We start from the raw sequence: 22,039 nt of genomic DNA on the forward strand, positions 1-22,039 counted from the left end.
CCCATTCCCGCATCGAGGCAGGACAGAATGAGCGAACTGGAAACACTGGAACGGACACTGTTGGCGGATATCGATGCCGCCGGCGACGAAGGATCGATCGAGGCGGTGCGTGTCGGCGCGCTCGGCAAGAAGGGCTCGGTCTCCGAGCTCCTGAAGACGCTCGGCACGATGACGCCGGAAGAGCGCCAGACCCGTGGCGCCCAGATAAACGCGCTGAAGAACACGGTCGCCGACGCGATCACCGCCCGCAAGTCGGCGCTGAAGGACCAGGCGATCGCCGAGCGCCTCGCGCGTGAAACGGTCGATATCAGCCTGCCGGTGCGCTCGTCGCCGGCCGAGCGCGGTCGCATCCATCCGATCAGCCAGATCGTCGACGAGATCACCGCGATCTTCGGCGACATGGGCTTCTCGATCGCCGAAGGCCCGGATATCGAGACCGACTACTACAACTTCACGGCGCTGAATTTCCCGGAAGGCCACCCGGCCCGCGAGATGCATGATACCTTCTTCTTCAATGAAGACGAGAAGGGCGAGCGCAAGGTACTGCGCACGCATACCTCGCCCGTGCAGGTGCGCACCATGGAAGCCCAGGATCCGCCGATCCGTATCATCATCCCCGGCAAGACCTATCGCCAGGATTCCGACGCCACCCACTCGCCGATGTTCCATCAGGTCGAGGGCCTGGTCGTGGACAAGTCCGCGAATGTCGCCAACATGCGCTGGGTGCTGGAAGAGTTCTGCAAGGCCTTCTTCGAGGTCGACCAGGTAACGATGCGCTTCCGCCCGTCGTTCTTCCCGTTCACCGAGCCGTCCTTCGAGGTCGACATCCAGTGCGACCGTTCCGGCCCGATCGTCAAGTTCGGCGAGGGCACCGACTGGATGGAAATCCTCGGCTGCGGCATGGTTCACCCGAACGTACTGCGTTCCGGTGGGCTCGATCCGGACGAGTATCAGGGCTTTGCCTGGGGCATGGGCCTCGACCGCATCGCCATGCTGAAATACGGCATGCCGGACCTGCGCGACTTCTTCAACGCCGATGTCCGCTGGATGAACCATTACGGCTTCCGCCCGCTCGACATGCCGACGCTGTTCGGCGGCCTCTCGGCCTGATCGCGCTGAAATTTGGAGCATTTCCAGGAAAAGTGCGAAGCGGTTTTCCGTCAGGTAATGCGTAAAAACAAAGGGATAGAGCGTTTCCGCAACCCGGTTTAAGCCGGAAACGCTCGAGGACACAGGTGAAATCATGAAATTCACGCTTTCCTGGCTCAAGGACCACCTTGAAACCGACGCTTCGCTGGACGAAATCTGCGCGCGCCTGACGATGATCGGGCTTGAAGTCGAAGATGTCGACGACAAGGCCGCCTTCAAGCCGTTCGTCATCGCCAAGGTCGTTTCCGCCGAGCAGCATCCGAATGCCGACAAGCTGAGGGTGCTGATGGTCGATACCGGCTCCGGCGCGCCGGTTCAGGTTGTTTGCGGCGCACCGAACGCCCGCGCCGGCCTCGTCGGCGCTTTCGCCGCACCGGGCACCTACGTGCCGGGGATCGACGCCACGCTCTCCGTCGGCAACATTCGCGGCGTCGAAAGCCGCGGCATGATGTGTTCGGAAAAGGAGCTTGAGATCTCCGACGACCACAACGGCATCATCGACCTGCCGGCGGATGCGCCGGTCGGAACGAGCTATGCCGCCTATGCCGGCCTCGACGACCCGATGATCGAGATCAACCTGACGCCGAACCGCCCGGATTGCACCAGCGTCTATGGCATCGCCCGCGACCTTGCAGCCTCCGGTCTCGGTACGCTGAAGACCCGCGCCGCACCGTCCTTTTCGGTCGAAGGCGAAACGACGGCCAAGCTGACGATCGATCTTGGCGAAGACCGTCACCTTTGCCCAGGCTTCAGCCTGCGCCTGGTGCGCGGCGTCAAGAACGGACCGTCGCCGAAGTGGATGCAGCAGCGGCTGCTGTCCATCGGTCTGCGTCCGATCAATGCGCTGGTCGACATCACCAACTACATGACCTTCGACCAGGGCCGGCCGATGCACGTCTTCGACGCTGCCAAGGTCAAGGGCAACCTGACCGTCCGCCGCGCCAAGGAAGGCGAAACCGTGCTTGCGCTCGACCAGCGCGAATACAAGCTCGGCCCGAACAATGTCGTCATCTCCGACGAAAAGAGCATCGAGTCGATCGGCGGCATCATGGGCGGAGAACACTCCGGCTGTGACGAGAACACCACCGACGTGCTGATCGAATCGGCGCTGTGGGATCCGATGAACATTGCCAAGTCCGGCCGTACGCTCGGTATCATCACCGATGCGCGCTACCGCTTCGAGCGCGGCGCCGATCCCGAATACATGGTGCCGGGTCTCGAGCGTACCACCGAGCTGGTTCTCGAACTCTGCGGCGGCAAGCCGGCAAAGGCAGAGGTTGTCGGCTATGCGGGCTATAGCCCGAAGATCGTCGATTTCCCGATGTCCGAGGTCAAGCGCCTGACGGGGCTTGAGGTTTCGTCGGAAGAGAGCGTGACGATCCTGAAGAAGCTCGGCTTCGGCGTCGAGGGTTCGGGAGATCGTGTCAATGTGTCGGTGCCGTCCTGGCGCCCGGATGTCGACGGCAAGGCCGATCTCGTCGAGGAGGTCATGCGCATTCACGGCGTCGACAACATCGTTGCAGCACCCTTGCCGCGCCATGGCACCGTCAACGGCAAGATCCTGACGACGCTGCAGATCCGCACCCGCCTTGCCAAGCGTGCGCTCGCAAGCCGCGGCATGCTGGAGGCCGTCACCTGGTCGTTCATTTCCGAGGATCATGCCAAGCTCTTCGGCGGTGGTGCGCCGGCCTTGAAGCTTGCCAACCCGATCGCCGCCGATATGTCGGATATGCGCCCGTCGCTGTTGCCGGGTCTTCTGACGGCGGCGCAGCGCAATGCCGACAAGGGGTTTGGCGACGTTGCGCTCTTCGAAGTCTCCGGTACCTACGAGGGCGACGGCCCGGATCAGCAGCGCCGCGTTGCCGGTGGTGTGCGTCGTGGCACCGCATCGCTCAACGGCGCCGGACGGCTCTGGTCGAATGCGGCCAAGGGCGGCGGCAAGCAGGTCGACGTCTTCGACGCCAAGGCCGATGCGATCGCGGTGCTGGAAGCCTGCGGCGTGCCGATGGGCAATATCCAGTTCGAAGCCGGCGGTCCGGCCTGGTACCACCCCGGTCGCTCCGGCACGATCAAGCTCGGCCCGAAGATCGTGCTTGGCTCCTTCGGCGAATTCCACCCGAAGACGCTCGAGGCGCTCGACGTCTCCGGTGCGCTCTGCGGCTTCGAGATCTATGTCGATGCCATGCCGGAACCGAAGAAGAAGGCGACCCGCACCAAGCCGGCGCTCGACCTTTCGCCCTTCCAGGCCGTCAAGCGCGACTTTGCCTTCGTCGTCGACAAGGGCGTCGAGGCAGGCGCCATTCTGCGCGCGGCGTCCGGCGCCGACCGCAAACTGGTGACCAGCGTCAGCGTCTTCGACGTGTTCGAGGGGGCTTCGCTGGGCGAAGGCAAGAAGTCGATCGCTATCGAAGTGACGATCCAGCCGGTCGAGCGCACGCTCACCGACGAGGACTTCGAGGCTCTGACGGCCAAGATCGTCGCCAACGTCACCAAGACGACGGGCGGCGTGTTGCGCGCCTGAAAGCCGTTCGTAACTATGAAAAAGGCCGCTGCTCGCAGCGGCCTTTTTCATGCGGTGTCAGTCGACCGCTGCATCAGCTCGATGCGATTGCCGAACGGATCGCTGACGCAACACCTGACATATCCGGCAAGTGGCTCGTCATGCGTGATCGGTACGCCCGCGGCCTCGAGCCTCAGAGCAAGCCGGGAAAGATCGTCGACAAGGAAGGCTGGATGGGCCTTGCGCGCGGGCGAGAAGGCCGGCCGAGGTGAACTCTTGCCTCCCCCCGTTCGAGCCAGCAGCCACCACGACCGGCAAGAGTCAATGGCTTCGTCACTTCGGCAAGGCCGAGCAGCCCCTCATAGAAGCCCCGTGCCACATCCTCCAGCCCCGCAGGCATGGCCAGCTGGACATGGTCGAGCGCCATGATTTGACCGGCGGGTTCGGGGCTCTCGGCTGATCCCGTCATCAGGGGTGAAGGTGGTAAATCTTATTGACGATGACCCAGCGTCCGTCGATCTTGACCAGCGACAGATAGTCGGAAAAGCGCTCGCCGGCGAAGCTGTCGACCACCTTGACGGTTGCCGCGTCGCCGCTGATGTCGGTCATCTCCACATCCATCTCCGGCTGGGTTCCGGGCGGCGCGCTCCCCTGGTCCAGAACCGCCTTGATGAAGCCGTCGCGCGTCATCCATTCGAGCGCGCCTCTGTAATTGCCGATGATCGCCGCGTCTGGGTGAAACGCCTTGCGCAACGCACCTTCGTTGGCAAAGGCCATGCCGTCGACATAGAGATGCACCACCGCGCTGATCGCCTGCTCGTCGGACATTCCCGATCCTCCGGAATTGTTGGTCACGACAGGAGAGGTAGTGCGGGCGGCGGAAAATTCGATGGGAAGATGCCCCGCCTCGGCAAGGAGGCGGGGCATGTGCGTTCAACGATTGGTGAGCGCCAGCGACGCATCCGTATACCGCTTGCCGGCAACCAGCGCCGGCGACAGGGCATCGCCGAGCCGGGCAAGTACCTCGGCAGTGAGCACGATATCGGCCGCGGCCGCATTCTGTTCCAGGTGGTTGAGCTTGCGCGCGCCGGGGATCGGCACGATGAAGTCGCCCTGGTTGATCACCCAGGCGAGCGCCAACTGGGCGGCGGTAACGCCTTTTTCGCGCGCAAGCGCTTCCAGCGTGTCGACAAGGGCGGCGTTGGCGCCGAGATTTTCCGCCTGGAAACGCGGCAACGAGCGACGGAAATCGTCAGCGGCCAGATCGTCCGCCTTGCGGATCGTGCCCGTCAGCATGCCGCGGCCGAGCGGGCTGTAGGGTACAAAGCCGATGCCGAGTTCGCGGCAGGTCGCAAGCACGTCCTCTTCCGGGTCTCGCGACCAAAGCGAATACTCGCTCTGGACCGCCGCGATCGGATGCACCTTGTGGGCACGACGGATCGTTTCGGCGCTTGCCTCGGAAAGGCCGAGCGTCCGCACCTTGCCCTGCCGCACCAGATCGGCCATCGCGCCGACGGTTTCCTCGATCGGAACCTCAGGGTCGACGCGGTGCTGGTAATAGAGGTCGATCACATCGATCCCAAGCCTCTTGAGCGAGGCATCGGCCACGGCCCTTGCGTTTTCCGGCCGGCCGTCGATGCCCTTGATCGCCTCGGCCGCCGGTTTGCCAGGCTCTATACGGAAGCCGAATTTGGTGGCGATCGTCACCCTGTCGCGCAAGGGCTTCAGCGCCCTGCCGACAAGCTTTTCATTTTCGTAAGGCCCGTAGACTTCGGCCGTATCGAAGAAGGTGACGCCGAGGTCGACGGCGCGCTGCAGCGTGCGGACCGATTCCGCCTCGTCGGCACCGCCATAGGCGAAGCTCATGCCCATGCATCCGAGACCGATGGTCGAAACGGTCAGTTCATTCCCGAGTTTGCGGGTCTTCATGTCGTGTCCTTTCGGGTAGGGGCGGCCACGCAGGCGCGCCAAGGCGGCGCGCGAACGCATGGCCAGCCGGCTCCAAACGGCACTCCTGCGTGCCGCTCTTCTCGGTGCCGCTTGGCCGCGACGATGGTCAAAGGATAGAGCGGCGGCAGGCGGGTGAAAATCGCTGTCAATTCTCACGGGCTGTTCTATTATTTAGATCAATGAACAGAACCCAACTCTCCCAACTTGCTGTCCTTGCTGCCGTCGCCGCTCATGGCAGCTTTCGCGGTGCTGCCCGCGAGCTCGCTGTCGCGCCCTCGGCGGTCAGCCACGCCGTCGGCAGCCTGGAGGCGAGCCTCGGCGTCCGGCTTTTGGCGCGCACCACCCGCAGCGTCGCGCCGACCGAGGAAGGGCGACGGCTGCTCGAGCGGCTGGCGCCCGCACTCGACGAGATCGCCCATGCGCTGGAGGCTGCCACCGATGCGCGCGACCGGCCGGCCGGCAATTTGCGCATCACCGCGCCGCGATTTGCCGCCGATCTCATTCTGGCGCCCCAGCTTGGCGCCTTTCTCGACCGCTATCCCGAGATCGTGCTGGAGATCGCCAACGAAGATGGCTTTACCGATATCGTCGAGCAGGGATACGACGCCGGCATCCGGCTGGGCGAAAGCCTCGAAGCCGACATGATCGCCGTCAGGGTCGGGCCGGAGCTGGAAAGTGCGGTGGTTGCCTCGCCCGATTATTTCGAGCGTTTCGGTCGGCCCCAGCATCCGCGCGATCTCGCCGGCCACCGCTGCATCCGGCGGCGCTTTTCCAACGGGACGCTCTATCGCTGGGAGTTCGAGAGGCAAGGTGAAGAGTTGACGGTTGCGGTCGAAGGGCCGCTTATCCTTGGCGAAGACAGGCCGATCATCAAGGCGGCAATGGGCGGGGCCGGGCTTGCCTATCTCTTCCTCTCGCGGGTGGAAACGGCGATCGCCGAAGGGCGGTTGATCCGAGTGCTCGAAGACTGGTGTGCGCCCTATGCCGGGCCGTTTCTCTATTATCCCAGTCGGCGCCAGATGCGTCCGGCGCTTCGCGCCTTCATCGATTTCTTCAAGCATGTTGGTTAGGTCGAGTGGCGGGCTTCATCGCCCGCCTGTTGGAGTTTGCATCGGACTTGCAATTGCCTGTCGGCCCGGCACAGTCGCGCTCACGCGGAATGTCATGAGGGGAAGTGCAGTGAAGAAACCCGGTTCGATAAAGGCGCTGGAAGATCTCGGGCGCGTGCGGCTGTCGAAAAACTTCTTCCTGCGCGAATTCCTGCATTCCGAGATTGCCGATTTCCATCGCATCCCGAACATACCCGATGATCCCGAACTGGCGATCGAGGCGGGGCGGCGATTATGCGAAGAACTGCTGGAGCCGCTGGAGGCGACCTTCGGCCGAGTGACCATTCGCTCCGGCTACCGAAACCGCGCGGTCAACGGCTTTGGCAACGCCCACGGCCTCAATTGCTCGAGCAATGCGGCGTCGGCGGCCGACCACATTTGGGATATGCGCGATGCGGACGGATGCATCGGTGCATCCGCCTGCATCGTCATTCCCTGGGTCTGGGACCGTCGCGGAGAGATCGGCGGCTGGCAGTCGATCGCCTGGTGGATCCACGACCATCTACCCTATTCGTCGCTCTGTTTCTTTCCGAAACTCTGGGCATTCAACATCCAGTGGCACGAGCAGCCGGCGCGCCGGATCAGAAGCTTCGCCGAGCCGCGCGGCATGCTGACCAAGCCGGGCATGGCAAACCAGCACGGCAGCCATAGTGCGTTCTATGCGCTCTTCCCAGCGCCGGCGGACGTGCCGAAGTTCAGCTTGTAGCGCACGTGGTCGTCGGTCGCCGAGTAACGGTCATAGAGCCGCCGCGCCGCGGCATTGTTGCGTTCCGTATACCAATAGAGCCGGTCCCAGTCCGATGTTCGGCAGAGCGCGACCAGGTCGTCGATCATGGCACGGGCGACGCCCCGGCCGCGCGCCGACGGATCGACATAGAGATCCTCGATGTAGCCGATGGGACGCCGAAAGAAGGTGGCGAGCTGTTCCTGGCAGATGGCGAAACCGACCGGTTCGCCATCGAGGATCGCCAGCCGGGCAAAGAGCGGTGCTGCGGGGTCGATGAGGCGGCTCCAGGTCAGGCTGATGATATCCTCCGCCAGCTCCGTGCCGGAGAAGGCGACATAGCCGGCCCACAGGCGGCGCCAATGCGTTTCATCGCCGGCGGTCGCCGCCCGTATGCTCAATGCCACGGTCCTTGCCTTGCTCCTATTCGCTGACGTCGTTGAGTCGGCGCATCGCCTCGTCGCTCAATGTCAGCCGGGTCGAACGAATGAGGCTCGCCAACTGGTCGAGATTGGTAGCGCTGGCGATGGGCGCGGTGATGCCCTTGCGGTTTCTGACCCAGGCGAGCGCAATCTCGGCCTGTGTCGCTCCGATTTCTTCGGCGATTTCATCGAGCACGCCGAGGATGCGCATGCCGCGGCCATCAAGATATTTTTCGACGCCTGAGCCGCGCGCCGATCCTTCCAGGTCCTTGTGGGTGCGGTACTTGCCCGAGAGGAAGCCACGCGCCAGCCCGAAATAGCTGATGACGCCGATCTCCTCGCCGATGCAGAGATCGCGCAACGGCCCGTCGAAGCTGTCGCGATCATAGAGATTGTATTCCGGCTGCAGCACCGCATAGCGGGGCAGGCCGCCATTGGCGGCGACATCGAGCGCTTCGCGCAGCTGCAGCGAGTTCAGGTTCGACGCGCCGACGGCGCGCACCTTGCCCTCAGACAGCAGCTGGTCGTAGGCGGCAAGCGTTTCTTCGTAAGGGGTTTCGGGATCGGGCCAGTGCGACAGGTAAAGGTCGATATAGTCCGTCTGCAGACGCTTCAAGGAATCCTCGACCGCCTGCAGGATCCAGCGGCGCGACAGGCCCTTGCGGTCCGGCCCAAGCTCGGAGCCGACCTTGGTGACGATCACGGCCTGGTCGCGGCTGCGACCGGACTGTTTCAACCATTTGCCGATGATCGTCTCGGATTCGCCGCCCTGGTTTCCTGGTGCCCAGGAGGAGTAAACGTCGGCGGTATCGATGGCATTGAGGCCGGCTTCGAAGAAGGCGTCGAGCAGGGCGAAGGACGTCTTTTCGTCCGCCGTCCAGCCGAAGACATTGCCGCCGAAGACGAGCGGCGCGATTGAAAGGTCGGTGCGGCCAAGTCTACGTTTTTCCATGGTTTCGCTCCATTGGACTGGATGAAAGCAAGTGCGCGATCGGGAGGATTGCCGGCAGGAACATAAGGCAAGCGAACAAAGATTGTCACCTGCCGCCTGTTTTTTTTATCATTTGTCGCCGCTTGATAGGTACGTACCTCGCCGTTAGTCTCTGTCTCCAAATAAAGGAGCCCCACCATGTTTCGTTTCGGAATTCTGTCCACGGCCAAGATCGGTCGCGATCTCGTCGTGCCTGCCATCCAGGACGCCGAGAACTGCGTCGTTTCGGCAGTCGCGAGCCGCGACCTTTCAAAGGCGCGCGCCATGGCCGACCGCTTTTCCGCGCCGCATGCTTTCGGATCCTATGAGGAGATGCTCGCCTCCGATACGATCGATGCGGTCTATATCCCGCTGCCGACGTCGCAGCATGTGGAATGGACGATCAAGGCCGCCAATGCCGGCAAACATGTGCTCTGCGAGAAGCCGATTGCGCTTCGGGCATCCGAGATCGATGCGCTGATTGCCGCGCGCGACCGCAACAAAGTGCTGATCGCCGAAGCCTTCATGGTCACCTACAGCCCCGTCTGGCGCAAGGTCCGCTCGTTGCTGGCTGATGGTGCTATCGGCCGGCTGCGGCATGTGCAGGGCGCCTTCACCTATTTCAACCGCGACCCCGGCAATATGCGCAACATTCCGGCGCTCGGCGGCGGCGGCCTGCCGGATATCGGCGTCTACCCGACGATCACCACCCGTTTCGTCACGGCCAAGGAGCCGGTGCGCGTGCAGGCGAGCACCGACCGCGACCCGGAATTCGGCACCGACATCTATTCGAGCGTGCGCGCCGACTTCGGTGATTTCGAACTGAGCTTCTACATCTCCACGCAGCTTGCCGCCCGCCAGGTCATGGTGTTCCACGGCGACAAGGGTTTCATCGAGGTGAAGTCGCCGTTCAATGCCGATCGCTACGGCCGCGAGGAAGTGGAACTGACCAACCAGAACCACGCCCAGTCACAGCTTTTCCGCTTCCAGGATGCGCGCCAGTACAAGCTGCAGGCCGAAGCTTTTGCGCGCGCTGCAAAGGGAGAAGCCGAGGAAGTCGTGACGCTCGAAAACTCGCGGCTCAACCAGAAGCTCATCGACGCGATCTATCGCGCCAGCGACAAGGACGGCTGGGAAAAGATCTGATCCGGCTAGACTCAGCGTCTCCGCGACTCCGTCTAACGCCGAAACACTCCAAGGAACGACAAAAGCCCGCTGGCGCGAGTCCGCGGGCTGGGACTGATGACAAGCTGATTTCGCGGTTCGACCCCTCTGCCGTCATCCTCGGGCTTGACCCCAGGATCCAGCCCTGCCTCCACGGCGCGATGGCTTGAGGGCGCCGGATGCTCGGGTCAAGCCCGAGCATGACGGAGAGAGCGGTGCTATTGGCGATCAGCGCTGCACCGAGCGGGAGTTCGTCAGCAGGCTTTTCCGTTTTCGCGGAGATCAGGCCAGCGCCGCCCGCTCCCTGGCAAGGCCTTTCACCTTGAAGAACAGGAAGTCGCCGACGCCGATGATGCCGATGATCACAAGCCCGACGCCGATTGCCGAGAGCGAGTTAAACGCGGTCGCAAGCAGTGCGAGGCTTGCGACCTGCCAGAGGATGTCGCCGGCGATGCTGACGCGGGCGGCTGCCGACACCGGGCCACCATTGCGGGCCGCCGAGAGATGGAAGATCCCCCAGGCGAGAAGCCCGACGCCGAGCAGCTTCATCATCAGCGGTGTGGCAGCGGGGCTTATGAGGGCGGCGAGCGGTGCCGCGTCGAGGATGAGGACGGCGCCGACGAAGAGGGAAAATGCGCCGTCGGCGAGGAAGGTCTTGTTGAGCAGGCTGCGGTTGGAGGGGGTCAGCATTTTCGGCTCCGTTCGTTGTCGATGGCCGGATGTTGCCGCCTTGAGATCATGAAACCAATTACCTCTGGGGTAATGGATGCTTTACCCCAGGGGTAATGGAAACCTTACTCCGACATAATTGGTTCCATTACCCCGGAGGTAATGGATTTTACGCCGCGCCTGCGCCAATCTGCCGGCGCAACGGAGATCGGCATCGATGGAATTCGGCAGTCACCTGAAGGAATGGCGCGGGCATCGCCGCATGAGCCAGCTCGACCTGGCCGTCGCCGCCGGTATCTCGACGCGGCACCTCTCCTTCCTCGAGACCGGCCGCTCGAAGCCATCCGAAGGCATGATCCTGCGGCTGGCGTCGGTGCTCGACATTCCCGCCCGTGACCAGGGCACGCTGTTTTCGGCTGCCGGGTTCCGTCCACGCATGACGACGCGTCCGGCGGCGGGGCTCGATGCCATGCCGCCGGCCGTCGCCAATGCCATCCGGCTCATCCTCGCCCGTCACGATCCTTATCCGGGCCTCGTGCTCGATCACGAATACACACTCCTGATCGTCAATCCCGCGCTGGCGGCACTGGCCGTCTCGGCTGATGTGCCCTTCAACCCCGGCCAGAACTTTCTCGATGCCTTTCTCTCGTCGGAGAATGTCCGCGCCCTGGTCGTCAATTGGGAGGCCGCGGCCGCGGACCTCGTCCAGCGCGTTCGCACCGAAGCGTGGCTGCAAGGCCCTCGCAGTCGCCTTGGCAAGAGGCTGGAGAAACTGGCGGCCGATCCCGCCGTCAAGCGCGCGGTCGAGAACTATCCGGATACCGATCGGTTGCCGGTTCTGCCCGTCGGGTTGCGCGTCGGGCCGGTGACCTTGAGCTTCATCACCACGCTCCAGACCTTCGGCTCGACGCAGGACGCATTGGTGGAAGGTGTGCTGATCGAATCCTTCTTCCCGGCCGACGAGGAAACGAGAACCTTCTTCGAACGAAAGGGATGACGTTTCAGCTGTTGTGCACGCCCGCGGCGCTGGCGCCGCACAGCGTCAGGGCAATCCCCATGTTGTAGCCGCCGATCGCCGCTGCGACCTCTACCCAGTCTCCGCCTGCACCCGCCAGGATGCAAAGCGCGCCGGCGACGAACAGGCATGTCCGAGGCGAGCGGAGCCCAGCGACAAGCATACCGAGCACGAAGGTGGCGATAATGATCATGAAACGCACATTGCTGGCATCGCCGTCAGGAATTGATGATGATCATGCCGCTGATGATCAGCACCGCGCCACCGACATAGCGCAGCGTCAAGGCTTCGCCGAGGAAGACGGCAGCAAGCAGCGGCACGATGCAGAAGGTCAGGGCCATGAACGAGTAGGCAATCGTCAGCGGCACCGACTTGATGGTGAAGATCCAGATGATCGTGCCGAAGCCGTAGACGATGAGGGCCGTCAGCAGCGTCGGGCTGAAAATGAGCGCCAGCAGACCCTGCGCGTCGGGACTTCCCGTCTTGGCGCTCGTCAGCTTGAAAAGGATCTGTCCGGCCGAGATCAGGACCGGCGTGAAGAACAGGCCAAACCAGACGGCAGGGGCGAGATTGAGATTCATCGCAGGTTGCCTCGCATCCACTAGGCCTTGTCTTCGCAATAGAAAATATCGCGACCGATATCGATGCACGCGTGCCGCGCCGGGACCGGGTGCATCGCCCGCAGGAAGGAGTGCGTGTAGGGGAAGAAGTTGAAATGCGGATTGAAGGTGTAGCGATATTCGCGCTCGCGCGGAACGACGATGATCAGCCGCTGCCGGGTGATCCGGCGCAGTTCGGCGATCGCCTTGCGATAGTCGAGAATGTGCTCGATGACATGGGTGCAGACGACGGTATCGAATTCGCCGTCATCGAATGGAAGCTCTTCGATCATCGCCGCGACGTATTCCACGCCCTCGATCGCGGCTGCGTCATCGATGGCGAAGTCGACGCCGGTCAGGCGCTGCAGATCGGGGTTCGCGCTTCGGATGTGCTTCAGCAGCACACCGGTGCCGCAACCGACATCGCAGACGGATTTGCCGCGCACCTCGGCTGCAATCTTGCGAACACAGGCCTCCGAGTTGTCGGTTCCTTCGTGAACGCGCGGATGCTGCCTGTAGAGTTGCTCGTATTCTAAAGCCGTCAGGAAAGGGGCACGTTCGCGAAAGCGAGCGAGGTGGGCGATATGCTCACCCCAGGCGAGGCTCGCCATGCCCTTGAACAGCCGTGAGTCCCTGAGGAACGGCGGCAGTATGTCTTCGATGACGAAGCGTATGCGGTTGGTCGTTTCGCGGTTCATCGACTGTTGTTCCATATATCTCGTGAGCTTAGGCCGCGTCGGGTCCGCGCCGTTGGGCACGGAGCGGCGGGACTGCCGGTTTTTCAACGACAGCCTCTCGCGCAGCGCGCCGGTCGGTCGCCATGTAATGCAGCCGCAACTGCTCGGTGCGCGCCCGCGATACGGAGTCCAGGATCAGGCCGGCGGTGAACATCATGATCGATATCAACAGCAGCACCATCGAAAGCACCCATGTCGGCATGCGGGGTACCAGCCCGGTCTCGAAATATTCGATCAGCACCGGCGTCATGAAAATCAGGCTCGTTGCCATGAAAGTGAGACTGACCAGGCCGAAGAAGGCGAAGGGTCGCGTTTCCTTCATCAGCATCGCGAACATCCAGAGGATCTTGGCTCCGTCGCGGAAAGTGGAGAGCTTGGAATGCGAGCCTTCGGGACGTCGGCCATAGTCCAGCTCCAGTTCGCTGACCGGCAGTTTTAACCGCGAGGCATGGACCGACATCTCGGTCTCGATCTCGAAACCGGCGGATATCGCCGGAAAACTCTTCACGAACCGTCGCGAGAAAACGCGATAGCCGGAAAAGATGTCGCTAAAGTCCGTACCGAAGATCGACCGGTAGAGGTAGTTGAATAGCTTGTTGCCGAGCGCGTGGCCTTGCCTGCCGGCATCCTCGCGAATATTGCGCCGCGTCCCGACGACCATGTCCGCCTGTTCGGTAATCAGCGTGCGGATCAGGTCTTCCGCGTCAGCTGGCGAGTAGGTGCCGTCGCCATCCGCCATCACGTAGATATCAGCATCGATATCGGCAAACATCCGTCGAACGACGTGCCCTTTGCCTTGCCTTCTTTCGCGAACGACAGTCGCGCCGGCAAGCATTGCCTCTAACGCGGTTCCGTCCGTCGAGTTGTTGTCGAAGACGTGAATGCTGGCCGTCGGCAACGCAGCTCTGAAGTCGCGCACAAGGCCGCCGATGGTCGAAGCTTCGTTGTAGCAGGGCAGAAGGACAGCAATGCTTAAGGGTTCAAACATCGGCGCAGCTCGATCTAAAAGGTATCGGGGGCATGATAGGCGTCGCCGGTTAACAACACGCCAAGGTACACATGCGCGCCAGCGCCCCTGTCTTCGCGAACCCGATAAGCTTTACCGTTTTTTGATCCCGCCCGATTAGGTTGCAGGGAGGACAGGGGCGTAAGAAGATGCTGGACAGAATTACGACACGTCAGGACCCGGCGGCAGCGAACGCAAAAATGCGCTTCTGGTCGAGCTTGCCTTGGATGGCCCTGTTCTACGGCGTGCCCGTAGTTTTGCTTTTGGCCGTCCGTTTCCTGCGCGCCTCGGATTATGTGGGCCGCGACAATGATGACGCCATGCGGCTGGTTCAGGTTCGCGACCTGCTCAACGGTCAGGGCTGGTTCGACCTGGTCCAGCTTCGTCTAGGCCTGGATGGCGGCACGCAGATGCATTGGTCCCGCCTGATCGACCTGCCGATAGCCGGGCTCATTTCTTTGCTCAGGCCGATCTTCGGCGCCGACAGGGCCGAAGTGCTGGCGCTTGCGATCTGGCCGATCTTCCTCGCCATTCCATTATTGGTGTTCATGGGGCTCGCCGGCCGTCGTATCGGCGGAACGCAATGCATGCATTTTTGCCTCGGTCTGACGGCGATCTTTGTGGTGACCAGCAACCGGTTTCTGGGCGGCGCCATCGATCACCACAACGTCCAACTGATCCTGGCTGCAGTCATGGCCGCAATGCTGGTCGACATGCGTCATGGTGTGCGTAGCTACGCGATTGCCGGCGCGGCGGCGGCGCTGGCAATTGCCATCGGCGCCGAGACGACGCCGCTTGTGGCGGTCGTTTGCGCCATTGTCGCGTTGCAATGGGCGCTCCTCGGACGTGACGTTGCTCGTGCGACCATCGCCTTCGGCATCTCGCTGGCCGCTGCGTTGAGCACTGTATTCCTCCTCACGATGCCGCCTCACCTCTATCGCGTGGCAACCTGTGACAACCTGTCGATCGCATTTTATTCGCTGGCACTTGTCGGCGGCTGTGTACTCGCTGCATCTGCTGCATTTGTTAGCGAGCGCGGAAGATACACGCGGTTTGCCGCACTGGCCGTCAGTGCCTGTTCCGTCCTAGCTGTCGCACTTGCTGTTGCGCCCCAATGTCTTGGCAACCCGCTTGCCGACCTTGACCCGTTGTTGGTCGAGCTTTGGCTCGACAATGTGACCGAGGCGCAGTCCTTTTCGGCAGTGCTGGCGCACCGGCCGGCAAGCGTCGGCGCCTACTATTTCTGCGGGGCCTTTGCATCGATCGTCTGTGTCTGGCGCATTTGGCGGGGCGATCGGGTAAGGCTGCATCTCATCCTCATCGCCCTTGTTGCTGCCAATCTTGCTATCGCGATGGTCCAGGTGCGAGCGATGGCGTTTTCCAACCTTCTGGCAATCCTGCCGCTCTCACCGCTGCTCGTGGATATGCGAGCCTGGTCGCAGGGTGGAACCAAGGGGGTGAGCGCATCGCTCGCCTATGTCCTTGCTCTGATTTTTTCCGTGCCCGCAGTCTGGGCAATCGGCGGCGCCTTGGCACACAACGGCCTTGGCGCTCTGGAGGCGCAGCAGGCGTCCAACACCGAAAACTGCCTGACGCCGGCAGCTCTTTCAGCTATCGGCGGTCTTCCGCCATCGATGATCGTTGGCCCTTCGGATATCGGCGCCTCGCTCCTTCGATACACGAGCCACCGTGTCTTGGCCGCCCCCTATCATCGCAATGCCGATGGCATGCTTATGGAGCTGAAGATCGGGCTGGCACCCCCATCTGATGCCAAGGTGATGCTGAGCAAGCTGCACGACCCGATACTGGCATTTTGCGGCAACGATGTTCAGACAGGCATGATCATCAAGCGGGAACCTCAGGGGCTCTACGGGCAGATCGCCGCCGGTCGGATTCCGGAGTTTCTGACGCCGCTGCCGGTTTCTGAGAAATCCAGCATTTTGCTATACGCGCTAAAGCCATAGCGAGCAGGGACGTCGGAGGAAGAAACCGGTAGAAAGGCGCACGGCTTTGCTGACCTTCGGCCTCGGGTCGGTTACAAAAAGGCATGAGCTCCATTTTCGACAACGATTCTCCGAGCAATCTCACCGAGTATTCGGTCTCCGAGCTTTCCGGTTCGATCAAGCGAACGGTCGAGCAGGCCTTCGATCAGGTCCGCGTGCGCGGCGAGATCTCGGGCTATCGTGGGCCGCATTCTTCGGGGCACGCCTATTTCGCGCTCAAGGATGATCGGGCGCGCATCGATGCGGTAATCTGGAAGGGCACCTTCTCGCGGCTGCGCTTCCGCCCGGAAGAGGGCATGGAAGTGATCGCCACCGGCAAGGTCACGACCTTCCCCGGTTCGTCGAAATATCAGATCGTCATCGAGACGCTGGAGCCGGCCGGTGCCGGCGCATTGATGGCCCTGCTGGAGGAGCGCAAGCGCAAGCTCGCCACCGAGGGCCTGTTCGACGCGGCACGCAAGCGGCCGCTGCCCTATATGCCCAGCGTGATCGGCGTGGTCACCTCGCCGACCGGCGCTGTCATTCGCGATATTCTCCACCGCATCGCCGACCGGTTCCCTGTGCATGTCGTCGTGTGGCCGGTGCGGGTTCAGGGTGAAGGCTCCGGAGACGAGGTGGCGGCGGCCATTCGCGGCTTCAACGAATGTGAACCCGGCGGGCCGATCGCCCGCCCTGATGTCCTGATCGTCGCGCGCGGCGGCGGTAGCCTCGAAGATCTCTGGGGCTTCAACGATGAGGCGGTCGTGCGCGCGGCGGCGGCCTCTGCCATCCCGCTGGTTTCCGCCGTCGGTCACGAGACCGATTGGACGCTGATCGACTATGCCGCCGACCAGCGTGCGCCGACACCGACGGGGGCGGCGGAAATGGCCGTGCCGGTTAAAGCCGATCTGGAGGCGGAAGTTTCCGGCCTTTCGGCGCGATTGAAGGCCGGCATGGCAAGGCAGATGGAAAATCGCCGCCAGGCCGTGCGGTCGCTGGCCCGCGCGCTGCCGTCACTCGATCAGTTGCTGGCGCTGCCGCGCCGCCGTTTCGATGAGGCTGCCCTCGGTCTCGGGCGCGGCCTGATGATGAACACCGCGAACAAGCGCCGGCTGTTCGAGCGCGCCTCCACCGAGCTGCGGCCGGACCTGGTCAAGGCACGGCTCGGCGATCGCCGGCAACGGATAAGCGATGCGATGAACCGCGCCGAGCGCGTCATCGAACGACAGGTTCATCGTGGGCAGTCGCGCGTATCGGCGGCGGATGCGTCGCTGCGCGCGCTGCCGTCGCGCCTGCTGGCCCAGATCCACCGCTCGACGGATCGTGTCGCCGGCCTCGTCGCGCGCTCCGACGCGGCGATCCGCACGGATATCCGCCGATTGACGGGTGTCATCGCAGCGCAGGACCGTATCCTGCAATCGCTCTCCTATCGCAACGTCCTGCAGCGCGGCTTTGCGCTGGTGCGCGACGGGGAGGGTGGGCCCGTTCGCCAGGCCGCTGCCGTTTTGCCGGGCATGGCGCTGTCGCTGGAATTTGCCGACGGCAGCGTTTCAGCCATCGCCGGCGAGGGTGGCGAGCCGTCAGCCCAGGCGGTCACGAGGAAGAAGCAGCCGAAAGCCGGCGGTCCCAGCGGCGACCCGTCGAAGCAGGGCAGCCTGTTCTAGCAACGCCTTCGGGGTCCGGTGTCGCGGCACGCCTGGCTTTGGCAACGCGGAGTTTATTTTTGCCCAAGTCCACTTGTCGTGTATGGCTCCGGCAGCGGTACGGTACGTTTTTCGTATTCTGATTTTGATTTAAGGCTCATGCAGTAGGAACAACGGATGCGTATTCTGCTCGTGCTTGCCCACCCGTTGGAAGACAGCTTTGCCGCCAGCGTCGCCCGCGAAGCGCAGCAGGCGCTTGTTGCCGGGGGCCATTCCGTCGATCTGCTCGATCTCTATCGCGAGGACTTCGATCCGAGATTGAGCAAGGCGGAGCGCGGCAGCTATTTCACCGACAGCTACGACGCCAGCTTGACGGCCGGGTGGATCGCGCGGCTGCAGGCGGCGGACGGGATCGTCCTGGTCTTTCCGCAATGGTGGTTCAATTTCCCGGCGATCCTCAAGGGTTTCTTCGATCGGGTCTTTGTGCCGGGAGTCGCCTTCGACAACGATCCGGCCGGCGGCCGCATCATCCCGCGGCTAAAGAACATCAAGCTGTTCTGGGCGCTGACGACAACGGGGTCGCCCTGGTGGGTGGTGCACCTCTATATGGGCAACCCCGTGCGGCGGCTGTTGAAGCGCGGAATCGCCGCCTTCTGCGCCAGGGGCCTCGATTTCCGGATGGTCAGCCTGCACGATATGGACCGGGCGACCGACGGGAAGCGCAAGCGTCACCTTGCGCGCGTGCGGCAACTCGCCGGACGCATCTGATCGCCAGCTCTATTCGAAGGTTGCGAGCAGCTTTCGCAGCAGCGCATCGAGCGCTTCGCGCTCGTCCGGCGCAAGACTTGCAACGACGCGATGCTGGTTGGTGACATGCGCGGTCGCAGCCTCGTCGACGCGTTCCAGACCTTCCGGCGTCAGCGCAATGATCACGCCGCGGCGGTCATCTGGATTGTCGAGCCGCTGGACGAGGCCCTGCTTTTCCAGCTGGTCGATGCGGTTCGTCATCGTGCCGGAACTGACCATGGTGGTTGCCAGCAGGTCGCCGGGCGAGAGCTGAAAGGGTGGTCCGGACCGCCGCAGGGCCGCAAGCACGTCGAAGCTGGCCGAGGTCAATCCGCGCTCGGCGAAGGTCTTTTCGATCTCGCGCCCGATATGGTTGCGCAGCCGCGTGAAGCGGCCGAGAAGACCCATGGCTGAGATATCCAGGTCCGGCCTTTCGCGCTGCCACTGCGCTAGAATCCTGTCGACGTGATCCATCCCAACCTCCATCCGTTCGTTCGAAATCCGTAAGGCGACGATATCTTGACGTCAAGATAATATCGGTTATAACGGATATATCTTGATGTAGAGATACTTGAGGCCAAGACATGATCGCCAACCGCAATACCGACCTTGCCCTGACCGCCCTGGCGCCTGCCATCTGGGGCAGCACCTATCTGGTCACGACCGAACTGCTGCCGCCGGGTTACCCCTTGACGGTCGCCATGTTGCGCGCCCTGCCGGCGGGGCTCCTGCTCCTCCTCATCGTCCGCCAGCTGCCTTCAGGCATCTGGTGGCCGCGCACGTTCCTGCTCGGCGCGCTCAATTTCTCGTTCTTCTGGGCGATGCTGTTCGTGTCCGCCTACCGGTTGCCCGGCGGCGTCGCCGCCACCGTCGGCGCGATCCAGCCGCTGATCGTCATCCTGTTGTCGCGCGTCTTTCTCGGCTCGCCGATCCGCGCGCTCAGCATCGTTGCCGGCGTCGCCGGCATCGTCGGCGTCGGCCTGCTCGTGCTGACGCCGGGTGCAACGCTCGATCCGCTCGGCGTCGTCGCCGGCCTTGCCGGTGCCGTTTCCATGGCCTTCGGCACGGTTTTGAGCCGCCATTGGGCGCCGCCGGTGCCGCCATTGACCTTCACCGCCTGGCAGCTCGCCGCCGGCGGATTGCTGCTGGTGCCCGTGGCTCTCTTCTTCGAGCCGGCCCTGCCGGCCCTGACGGCGGCGAACGTCGCCGGCCTTGCCTATCTCGGTCTGATCGGCGCTGCCTTCACCTATCTGCTCTGGTTCCGGGGTCTGTCGCGCCTCGAGCCCTCGGCCGTGGCGCCGCTCGGCTTCCTGAGCCCGGTCGTCGCGATCCTGCTCGGCTGGGGCGTTCTCGACGAACGCCTGACGCCGGTCCAGGCTATGGGCATTCTCGTCGTGCTCGTCAGCGTGTGGCTGAGTCAGCGGGCGCAATTGGCGCCCCGGGTTCGCCCGGCCCGTGCGTAAACGGAGAGCCTGCAGTTCGCTCCACCTGTCCGGGCAAGCGCTGAGGTTGGACAAGGCAGGCGCCCTGCGGAAAAGCCTAACCGAGGTCTCCGTTGCCGGGGCCAGCCGCCGCCCTTGCCGCGGCGGCCGTTAAACCCCGGGCGATCGGCGTGCGGATATCGGCGGCAGCCATGGCCTCAAGCCCGGCTGCGGTCGTGCCGGCGTAGTCTAGAAAGGTTTGCACGATTTCGGCCGGCGTCTGCCTGCTCTCGAAGAGCAAGGTGCTGCCGCCGAGGAAAAGTTGGCGTACCGCGCTCTCGGCGACACTCCCCTCGATGCCTTTCGTCACGGCATCGCAGATCATTGCATCGGCAAAGGCGGCAAGAAAGGCGGGGCCGGAGCCGGTCAGCGCCGTGAAATAGTCGAGCTCCGCTTCCGTCGCGATCCTTTGCGACTTGCCGGACGCTTGGAAAAGCCTTTCGGCGAAAGCGCAGTCCGCATCCGTCACATCGGGGCTCGCAAGCCATGGGGTGAAGGACAGCCGCCTTTCGGCGGCAGCGTTCGGCATCGCCCTGATCATGCGACGGGCGTTGAAGCGGTCGGCAAGGTCGGCAAGCGAAACCATCGCCATCACCGAAATGACCAGCTTGCCCGAGAGATCGAGCGCGATGGCGTCCAGATCCTGGGGGCGCACGGACAGCATCACCACATCCGCATCGGCGGCGAGCGCGGCGTTGTTTTTCGTCTGGCGGACACCCGGCCAAGGTTCGAAGCCCGAGACGGCGCCAGTGCGCGAGGAGACGGTCAACGCCTCCCCGGCGATCACACCATCGGCAAGCGCGGCAGCAGCAGGGCCTTGCCCAGCCAGCCGCCACCACCGATGACGCCAAACTGCGTCAAGCCCACTCGCCCTGACGCATGACCGGCACGCGGCTGCCGTCGGCGCGCAGACCGTCGATATCGACCTGGCCGGAGCCGATCATCCAGTCGATGTGGATCAGGCTCGAATTGCCGCCCTGGGCGCGGATCTGCTCCGGCGTCAGGCTGGTATCGTCGACGAAGCAGCCCGAGTAGCACTGGCCGAGCGCGATATGGCACGAGGCGTTTTCGTCGAACAGGGTGTTGTAGAACAGGATGCCGCTTGCCGAAATCGGCGAGGAATGCGGCACAAGCGCCACTTCGCCGAGCCGGCGCGCGCCTTCGTCGGTATCGAGCACCTTGTTCAGCACTTCCTCGCCGCGCGATGCCTTCGCCTCGACGATACGTCCGCCTTCGAACCGGACCTGAATGTTGTCGATCAGCGTACCCTGATGCGACAGCGGCTTGGTGCTGGAGACATATCCCTCGACGCGCAGCGCGTGCGGCGTCGTGAAGACCTCTTCGGTCGGAATGTTCGGGTTGCAGATGATGCCGTTTTTCGCTTCCGACGCGCCGCCGCACCAGAGATGGCCGTCGGCCAGCCCGACGACGAGGTCGGTGCCGGGGCCGGTGAAATGCAGCGAGGCGAAGCGTTCGCCGTTGAGCCAGGCGGAGCGTCGCGCCAGGTTGGCATTATGCGCGCTCCAGGCGGCGACCGGATCGTCGAGATCGACGCGCGAAGCGGCAAAGATGGCGTTGGCCAGCTTTTCCACCGCGATCGGCTCGGGATCGTTGGGGAACACCAGCCGCGCCCAGGAGGGGTTCGGAAAGGAGACGATGTTCCAGTTGATGTCGAAGTTCGTGATTTTTTCGAGCGCCGGTTTGTAGGCGATGGAATTGGCTTTGTTGGCGCGCGCGACTTTGCCCGGGTCCTGGGCGGCCAGCATCATCGGGTTGTCGCCGGAGATGGCGAGCCGCGCCGCGCCGCCGGCAAAGGCCTTGGCCATGCCTTCATAGAGCCAGTCGCTGGCCCGGTCGAAGCTTTCGTCCGGCGCATAGGCATAGCGGGAAAGCGTCGTTTCCTCGTCGGAATAGAAGGTGGTCACCAGACCGGCGCCGGCCTTATAGGCGTGCTTGGTGATGTCGCGCACCAGCGGCATGGCGGCAATCGGCGCCGTCATCACCAGGTCCTGGCCCTTCTGCAGCTGCAGGCCGACCTTGATGGCGACTTCCGCGAGCTTGTCGAGTTTGACCGGATCGATCGGAGTGGGGGTGTTGGCGGGGTAGGGCATGATCTGCCTGTCTCTATGAAAT

At 63.3% G+C, this 22,039-nt stretch carries 22 protein-coding genes and 1 pseudogene; 10 read left to right on the top strand and 13 right to left on the bottom strand.

Annotated features, from left to right (window positions below):
- Positions 1-27 precede the first annotated feature (27 nt).
- Together pheS and pheT are read left to right on the top strand one after the other, a co-directional pair.
- Positions 28-1,110 carry a phenylalanine--tRNA ligase subunit alpha gene (gene pheS, locus AC244_RS24615; RefSeq protein ID WP_053251460.1) on the top strand — a complete coding sequence of 361 codons (1,083 nt, stop codon included), beginning with the start codon at positions 28-30 and terminating at the stop codon, positions 1,108-1,110.
- A 133-nt stretch (positions 1,111-1,243) separates the two neighbouring features.
- Entirely contained in the window at positions 1,244-3,670 is a 2,427-nt protein-coding gene (pheT, locus tag AC244_RS24620) for a phenylalanine--tRNA ligase subunit beta (RefSeq protein ID WP_053251461.1), read from the top strand.
- A gap of 47 nt (positions 3,671-3,717) precedes the next feature.
- Here the strand turns inward: pheT and AC244_RS37830 are convergent.
- From AC244_RS37830 to AC244_RS24635, 3 genes and pseudogenes are all read right to left on the bottom strand, one after another.
- Positions 3,718-4,118: pseudogene (locus AC244_RS37830) on the bottom strand (VOC family protein).
- Positions 4,118-4,477 (bottom strand): nuclear transport factor 2 family protein, encoded by a 360-nt coding sequence (locus AC244_RS24630; protein WP_053251463.1) that lies wholly within the window; start codon positions 4,475-4,477, stop codon positions 4,118-4,120. Before AC244_RS24630 ends, AC244_RS37830 begins: the two are co-directional and overlap by 1 nt.
- 105 nt (positions 4,478-4,582) lie before the next feature.
- Positions 4,583-5,578, bottom strand: a complete 996-nt coding sequence (locus tag AC244_RS24635) for an aldo/keto reductase (RefSeq protein ID WP_053251545.1) — start codon at positions 5,576-5,578, stop codon at positions 4,583-4,585.
- A 200-nt stretch (positions 5,579-5,778) separates the two neighbouring features.
- Here AC244_RS24635 and AC244_RS24640 point away from each other — a divergent pair, with 200 nt between their 5' ends.
- Entirely contained in the window at positions 5,779-6,669 is an 891-nt protein-coding gene (locus AC244_RS24640; protein ID WP_053251464.1) for a LysR family transcriptional regulator, read from the top strand.
- Positions 6,670-6,778: 109 nt separating this feature from the next.
- Positions 6,779-7,414, top strand: a complete 636-nt coding sequence (locus tag AC244_RS24645; RefSeq protein WP_053251465.1) for a hypothetical protein — start codon at positions 6,779-6,781, stop codon at positions 7,412-7,414.
- On the opposite strand, the gene AC244_RS24650 is transcribed toward AC244_RS24645, so the two are convergent.
- Both AC244_RS24650 and AC244_RS24655 read right to left on the bottom strand, forming a co-directional pair.
- Complete coding sequence (locus tag AC244_RS24650; RefSeq protein WP_053251466.1) at positions 7,366-7,839, bottom strand: GNAT family N-acetyltransferase; 474 nt, start codon at positions 7,837-7,839, stop codon at positions 7,366-7,368. The genes AC244_RS24645 and AC244_RS24650 overlap by 49 nt on opposite strands.
- Before the next feature lie 16 nt (positions 7,840-7,855).
- The gene (locus AC244_RS24655) at positions 7,856-8,806 is read right to left on the bottom strand and encodes an aldo/keto reductase (RefSeq protein WP_053251467.1); all 951 of its coding nucleotides are present in this window, start codon (positions 8,804-8,806) and stop codon (positions 7,856-7,858) included.
- A gap of 177 nt (positions 8,807-8,983) precedes the next feature.
- Between AC244_RS24655 and AC244_RS24660 the strand changes: the two genes are divergently transcribed.
- The gene (locus AC244_RS24660) at positions 8,984-9,970 is read left to right on the top strand and encodes a Gfo/Idh/MocA family protein (protein WP_053251468.1); all 987 of its coding nucleotides are present in this window, start codon (positions 8,984-8,986) and stop codon (positions 9,968-9,970) included.
- Between the two features lie 300 nt (positions 9,971-10,270).
- Here AC244_RS24660 and AC244_RS24665 read toward each other — a convergent pair whose 3' ends face one another.
- Positions 10,271-10,678 (bottom strand): hypothetical protein, encoded by a 408-nt coding sequence (locus tag AC244_RS24665; RefSeq protein WP_053251469.1) that lies wholly within the window; start codon positions 10,676-10,678, stop codon positions 10,271-10,273.
- Positions 10,679-10,874: 196 nt separating this feature from the next.
- Here AC244_RS24665 and AC244_RS24670 point away from each other — a divergent pair, with 196 nt between their 5' ends.
- Positions 10,875-11,654 (top strand): helix-turn-helix domain-containing protein, encoded by a 780-nt coding sequence (locus AC244_RS24670; protein ID WP_053251470.1) that lies wholly within the window; start codon positions 10,875-10,877, stop codon positions 11,652-11,654.
- A gap of 4 nt (positions 11,655-11,658) precedes the next feature.
- Here AC244_RS24670 and AC244_RS24675 read toward each other — a convergent pair whose 3' ends face one another.
- Genes AC244_RS24675 through AC244_RS24690 form a run of 4 tightly spaced genes read right to left on the bottom strand, consistent with a single transcriptional unit; the run spans position 11,659 to position 13,996 of the window.
- Positions 11,659-11,865 carry a hypothetical protein gene (locus AC244_RS24675; RefSeq protein WP_053251471.1) on the bottom strand — a complete coding sequence of 69 codons (207 nt, stop codon included), beginning with the start codon at positions 11,863-11,865 and terminating at the stop codon, positions 11,659-11,661.
- A 25-nt stretch (positions 11,866-11,890) separates the two neighbouring features.
- A complete protein-coding gene (locus AC244_RS24680; protein WP_053251472.1) occupies positions 11,891-12,253 on the bottom strand; it encodes a transporter in 363 nt (120 codons plus the stop codon).
- A 20-nt stretch (positions 12,254-12,273) separates the two neighbouring features.
- Complete coding sequence (locus AC244_RS24685; protein ID WP_053251473.1) at positions 12,274-12,969, bottom strand: class I SAM-dependent methyltransferase; 696 nt, start codon at positions 12,967-12,969, stop codon at positions 12,274-12,276.
- A gap of 28 nt (positions 12,970-12,997) precedes the next feature.
- The gene (locus tag AC244_RS24690) at positions 12,998-13,996 is read right to left on the bottom strand and encodes a glycosyltransferase (RefSeq protein WP_053251474.1); all 999 of its coding nucleotides are present in this window, start codon (positions 13,994-13,996) and stop codon (positions 12,998-13,000) included.
- Between the two features lie 167 nt (positions 13,997-14,163).
- Here AC244_RS24690 and AC244_RS24695 point away from each other — a divergent pair, with 167 nt between their 5' ends.
- The 3 genes from AC244_RS24695 (at position 14,164) to AC244_RS24705 (ending at position 18,407) form a co-directional block, all read left to right on the top strand.
- A complete protein-coding gene (locus tag AC244_RS24695) occupies positions 14,164-15,978 on the top strand; it encodes a hypothetical protein (protein ID WP_053251475.1) in 1,815 nt (604 codons plus the stop codon).
- An 83-nt stretch (positions 15,979-16,061) separates the two neighbouring features.
- Complete coding sequence (gene xseA, locus AC244_RS24700; protein WP_053251476.1) at positions 16,062-17,660, top strand: exodeoxyribonuclease VII large subunit; 1,599 nt, start codon at positions 16,062-16,064, stop codon at positions 17,658-17,660.
- A gap of 156 nt (positions 17,661-17,816) precedes the next feature.
- Positions 17,817-18,407: an NAD(P)H-dependent oxidoreductase gene (locus AC244_RS24705; RefSeq protein WP_053251477.1), complete on the top strand. Its 591-nt coding sequence runs from the start codon at positions 17,817-17,819 to the stop codon at positions 18,405-18,407.
- A gap of 9 nt (positions 18,408-18,416) precedes the next feature.
- On the opposite strand, the gene AC244_RS24710 is transcribed toward AC244_RS24705, so the two are convergent.
- Positions 18,417-18,911 (bottom strand): MarR family winged helix-turn-helix transcriptional regulator, encoded by a 495-nt coding sequence (locus tag AC244_RS24710; RefSeq protein ID WP_053251478.1) that lies wholly within the window; start codon positions 18,909-18,911, stop codon positions 18,417-18,419.
- Between the two features lie 98 nt (positions 18,912-19,009).
- Here AC244_RS24710 and AC244_RS24715 point away from each other — a divergent pair, with 98 nt between their 5' ends.
- Positions 19,010-19,888 carry an EamA family transporter gene (locus tag AC244_RS24715; protein WP_053251479.1) on the top strand — a complete coding sequence of 293 codons (879 nt, stop codon included), beginning with the start codon at positions 19,010-19,012 and terminating at the stop codon, positions 19,886-19,888.
- Positions 19,889-19,964: 76 nt separating this feature from the next.
- Here the strand turns inward: AC244_RS24715 and AC244_RS24720 are convergent, their stop codons facing one another.
- Both AC244_RS24720 and AC244_RS24725 read right to left on the bottom strand, forming a co-directional pair.
- Positions 19,965-20,828, bottom strand: coding sequence for a pyrroline-5-carboxylate reductase family protein (locus AC244_RS24720; RefSeq protein WP_321166232.1), 864 nt, complete (start codon positions 20,826-20,828; stop codon positions 19,965-19,967).
- Positions 20,764-22,017: an aminopeptidase gene (locus tag AC244_RS24725; RefSeq protein WP_053251481.1), complete on the bottom strand. Its 1,254-nt coding sequence runs from the start codon at positions 22,015-22,017 to the stop codon at positions 20,764-20,766. Before AC244_RS24725 ends, AC244_RS24720 begins: the two co-directional genes overlap by 65 nt.
- Positions 22,018-22,039: the final 22 nt, after the last annotated feature.

It is taken from the genome of Ensifer adhaerens (assembly GCF_001270265.1).
Classification (GTDB): domain Bacteria; phylum Pseudomonadota; class Alphaproteobacteria; order Rhizobiales; family Rhizobiaceae; genus Ensifer; species Ensifer adhaerens_B.

Excerpts from the sequence above, each read along its gene's own strand:
- AC244_RS24640 (WP_053251464.1), top strand. The coding sequence starts at position 5,779 with ATGAACAGAACCCAACTCTCCCAACTTGCTGTCCTTGCTGCCGTCGCC.
- AC244_RS24680 (WP_053251472.1), bottom strand. The coding sequence starts at position 12,253 with ATGAATCTCAATCTCGCCCCTGCCGTCTGGTTTGGCCTGTTCTTCACG.
- AC244_RS24630 (WP_053251463.1), bottom strand. The coding sequence starts at position 4,477 with ATGTCCGACGAGCAGGCGATCAGCGCGGTGGTGCATCTCTATGTCGAC.
- AC244_RS24705 (WP_053251477.1), top strand. The coding sequence starts at position 17,817 with ATGCGTATTCTGCTCGTGCTTGCCCACCCGTTGGAAGACAGCTTTGCC.
- AC244_RS24635 (WP_053251545.1), bottom strand. The coding sequence starts at position 5,578 with ATGAAGACCCGCAAACTCGGGAATGAACTGACCGTTTCGACCATCGGT.
- AC244_RS24685 (WP_053251473.1), bottom strand. The coding sequence starts at position 12,969 with ATGAACCGCGAAACGACCAACCGCATACGCTTCGTCATCGAAGACATA.
- AC244_RS24725 (WP_053251481.1), bottom strand. The coding sequence starts at position 22,017 with ATGCCCTACCCCGCCAACACCCCCACTCCGATCGATCCGGTCAAACTC.
- AC244_RS24670 (WP_053251470.1), top strand. The coding sequence starts at position 10,875 with ATGGAATTCGGCAGTCACCTGAAGGAATGGCGCGGGCATCGCCGCATG.
- xseA (WP_053251476.1), top strand. The coding sequence starts at position 16,062 with ATGAGCTCCATTTTCGACAACGATTCTCCGAGCAATCTCACCGAGTAT.
- AC244_RS24715 (WP_053251479.1), top strand. The coding sequence starts at position 19,010 with ATGATCGCCAACCGCAATACCGACCTTGCCCTGACCGCCCTGGCGCCT.
- pheS (WP_053251460.1), top strand. The coding sequence starts at position 28 with ATGAGCGAACTGGAAACACTGGAACGGACACTGTTGGCGGATATCGAT.
- AC244_RS24665 (WP_053251469.1), bottom strand. The coding sequence starts at position 10,678 with ATGCTGACCCCCTCCAACCGCAGCCTGCTCAACAAGACCTTCCTCGCC.
- AC244_RS24675 (WP_053251471.1), bottom strand. The coding sequence starts at position 11,865 with ATGATCATTATCGCCACCTTCGTGCTCGGTATGCTTGTCGCTGGGCTC.
- AC244_RS24710 (WP_053251478.1), bottom strand. The coding sequence starts at position 18,911 with ATGGAGGTTGGGATGGATCACGTCGACAGGATTCTAGCGCAGTGGCAG.
- AC244_RS24655 (WP_053251467.1), bottom strand. The coding sequence starts at position 8,806 with ATGGAAAAACGTAGACTTGGCCGCACCGACCTTTCAATCGCGCCGCTC.
- AC244_RS24695 (WP_053251475.1), top strand. The coding sequence starts at position 14,164 with ATGCTGGACAGAATTACGACACGTCAGGACCCGGCGGCAGCGAACGCA.
- AC244_RS24660 (WP_053251468.1), top strand. The coding sequence starts at position 8,984 with ATGTTTCGTTTCGGAATTCTGTCCACGGCCAAGATCGGTCGCGATCTC.
- AC244_RS24690 (WP_053251474.1), bottom strand. The coding sequence starts at position 13,996 with ATGTTTGAACCCTTAAGCATTGCTGTCCTTCTGCCCTGCTACAACGAA.
- pheT (WP_053251461.1), top strand. The coding sequence starts at position 1,244 with ATGAAATTCACGCTTTCCTGGCTCAAGGACCACCTTGAAACCGACGCT.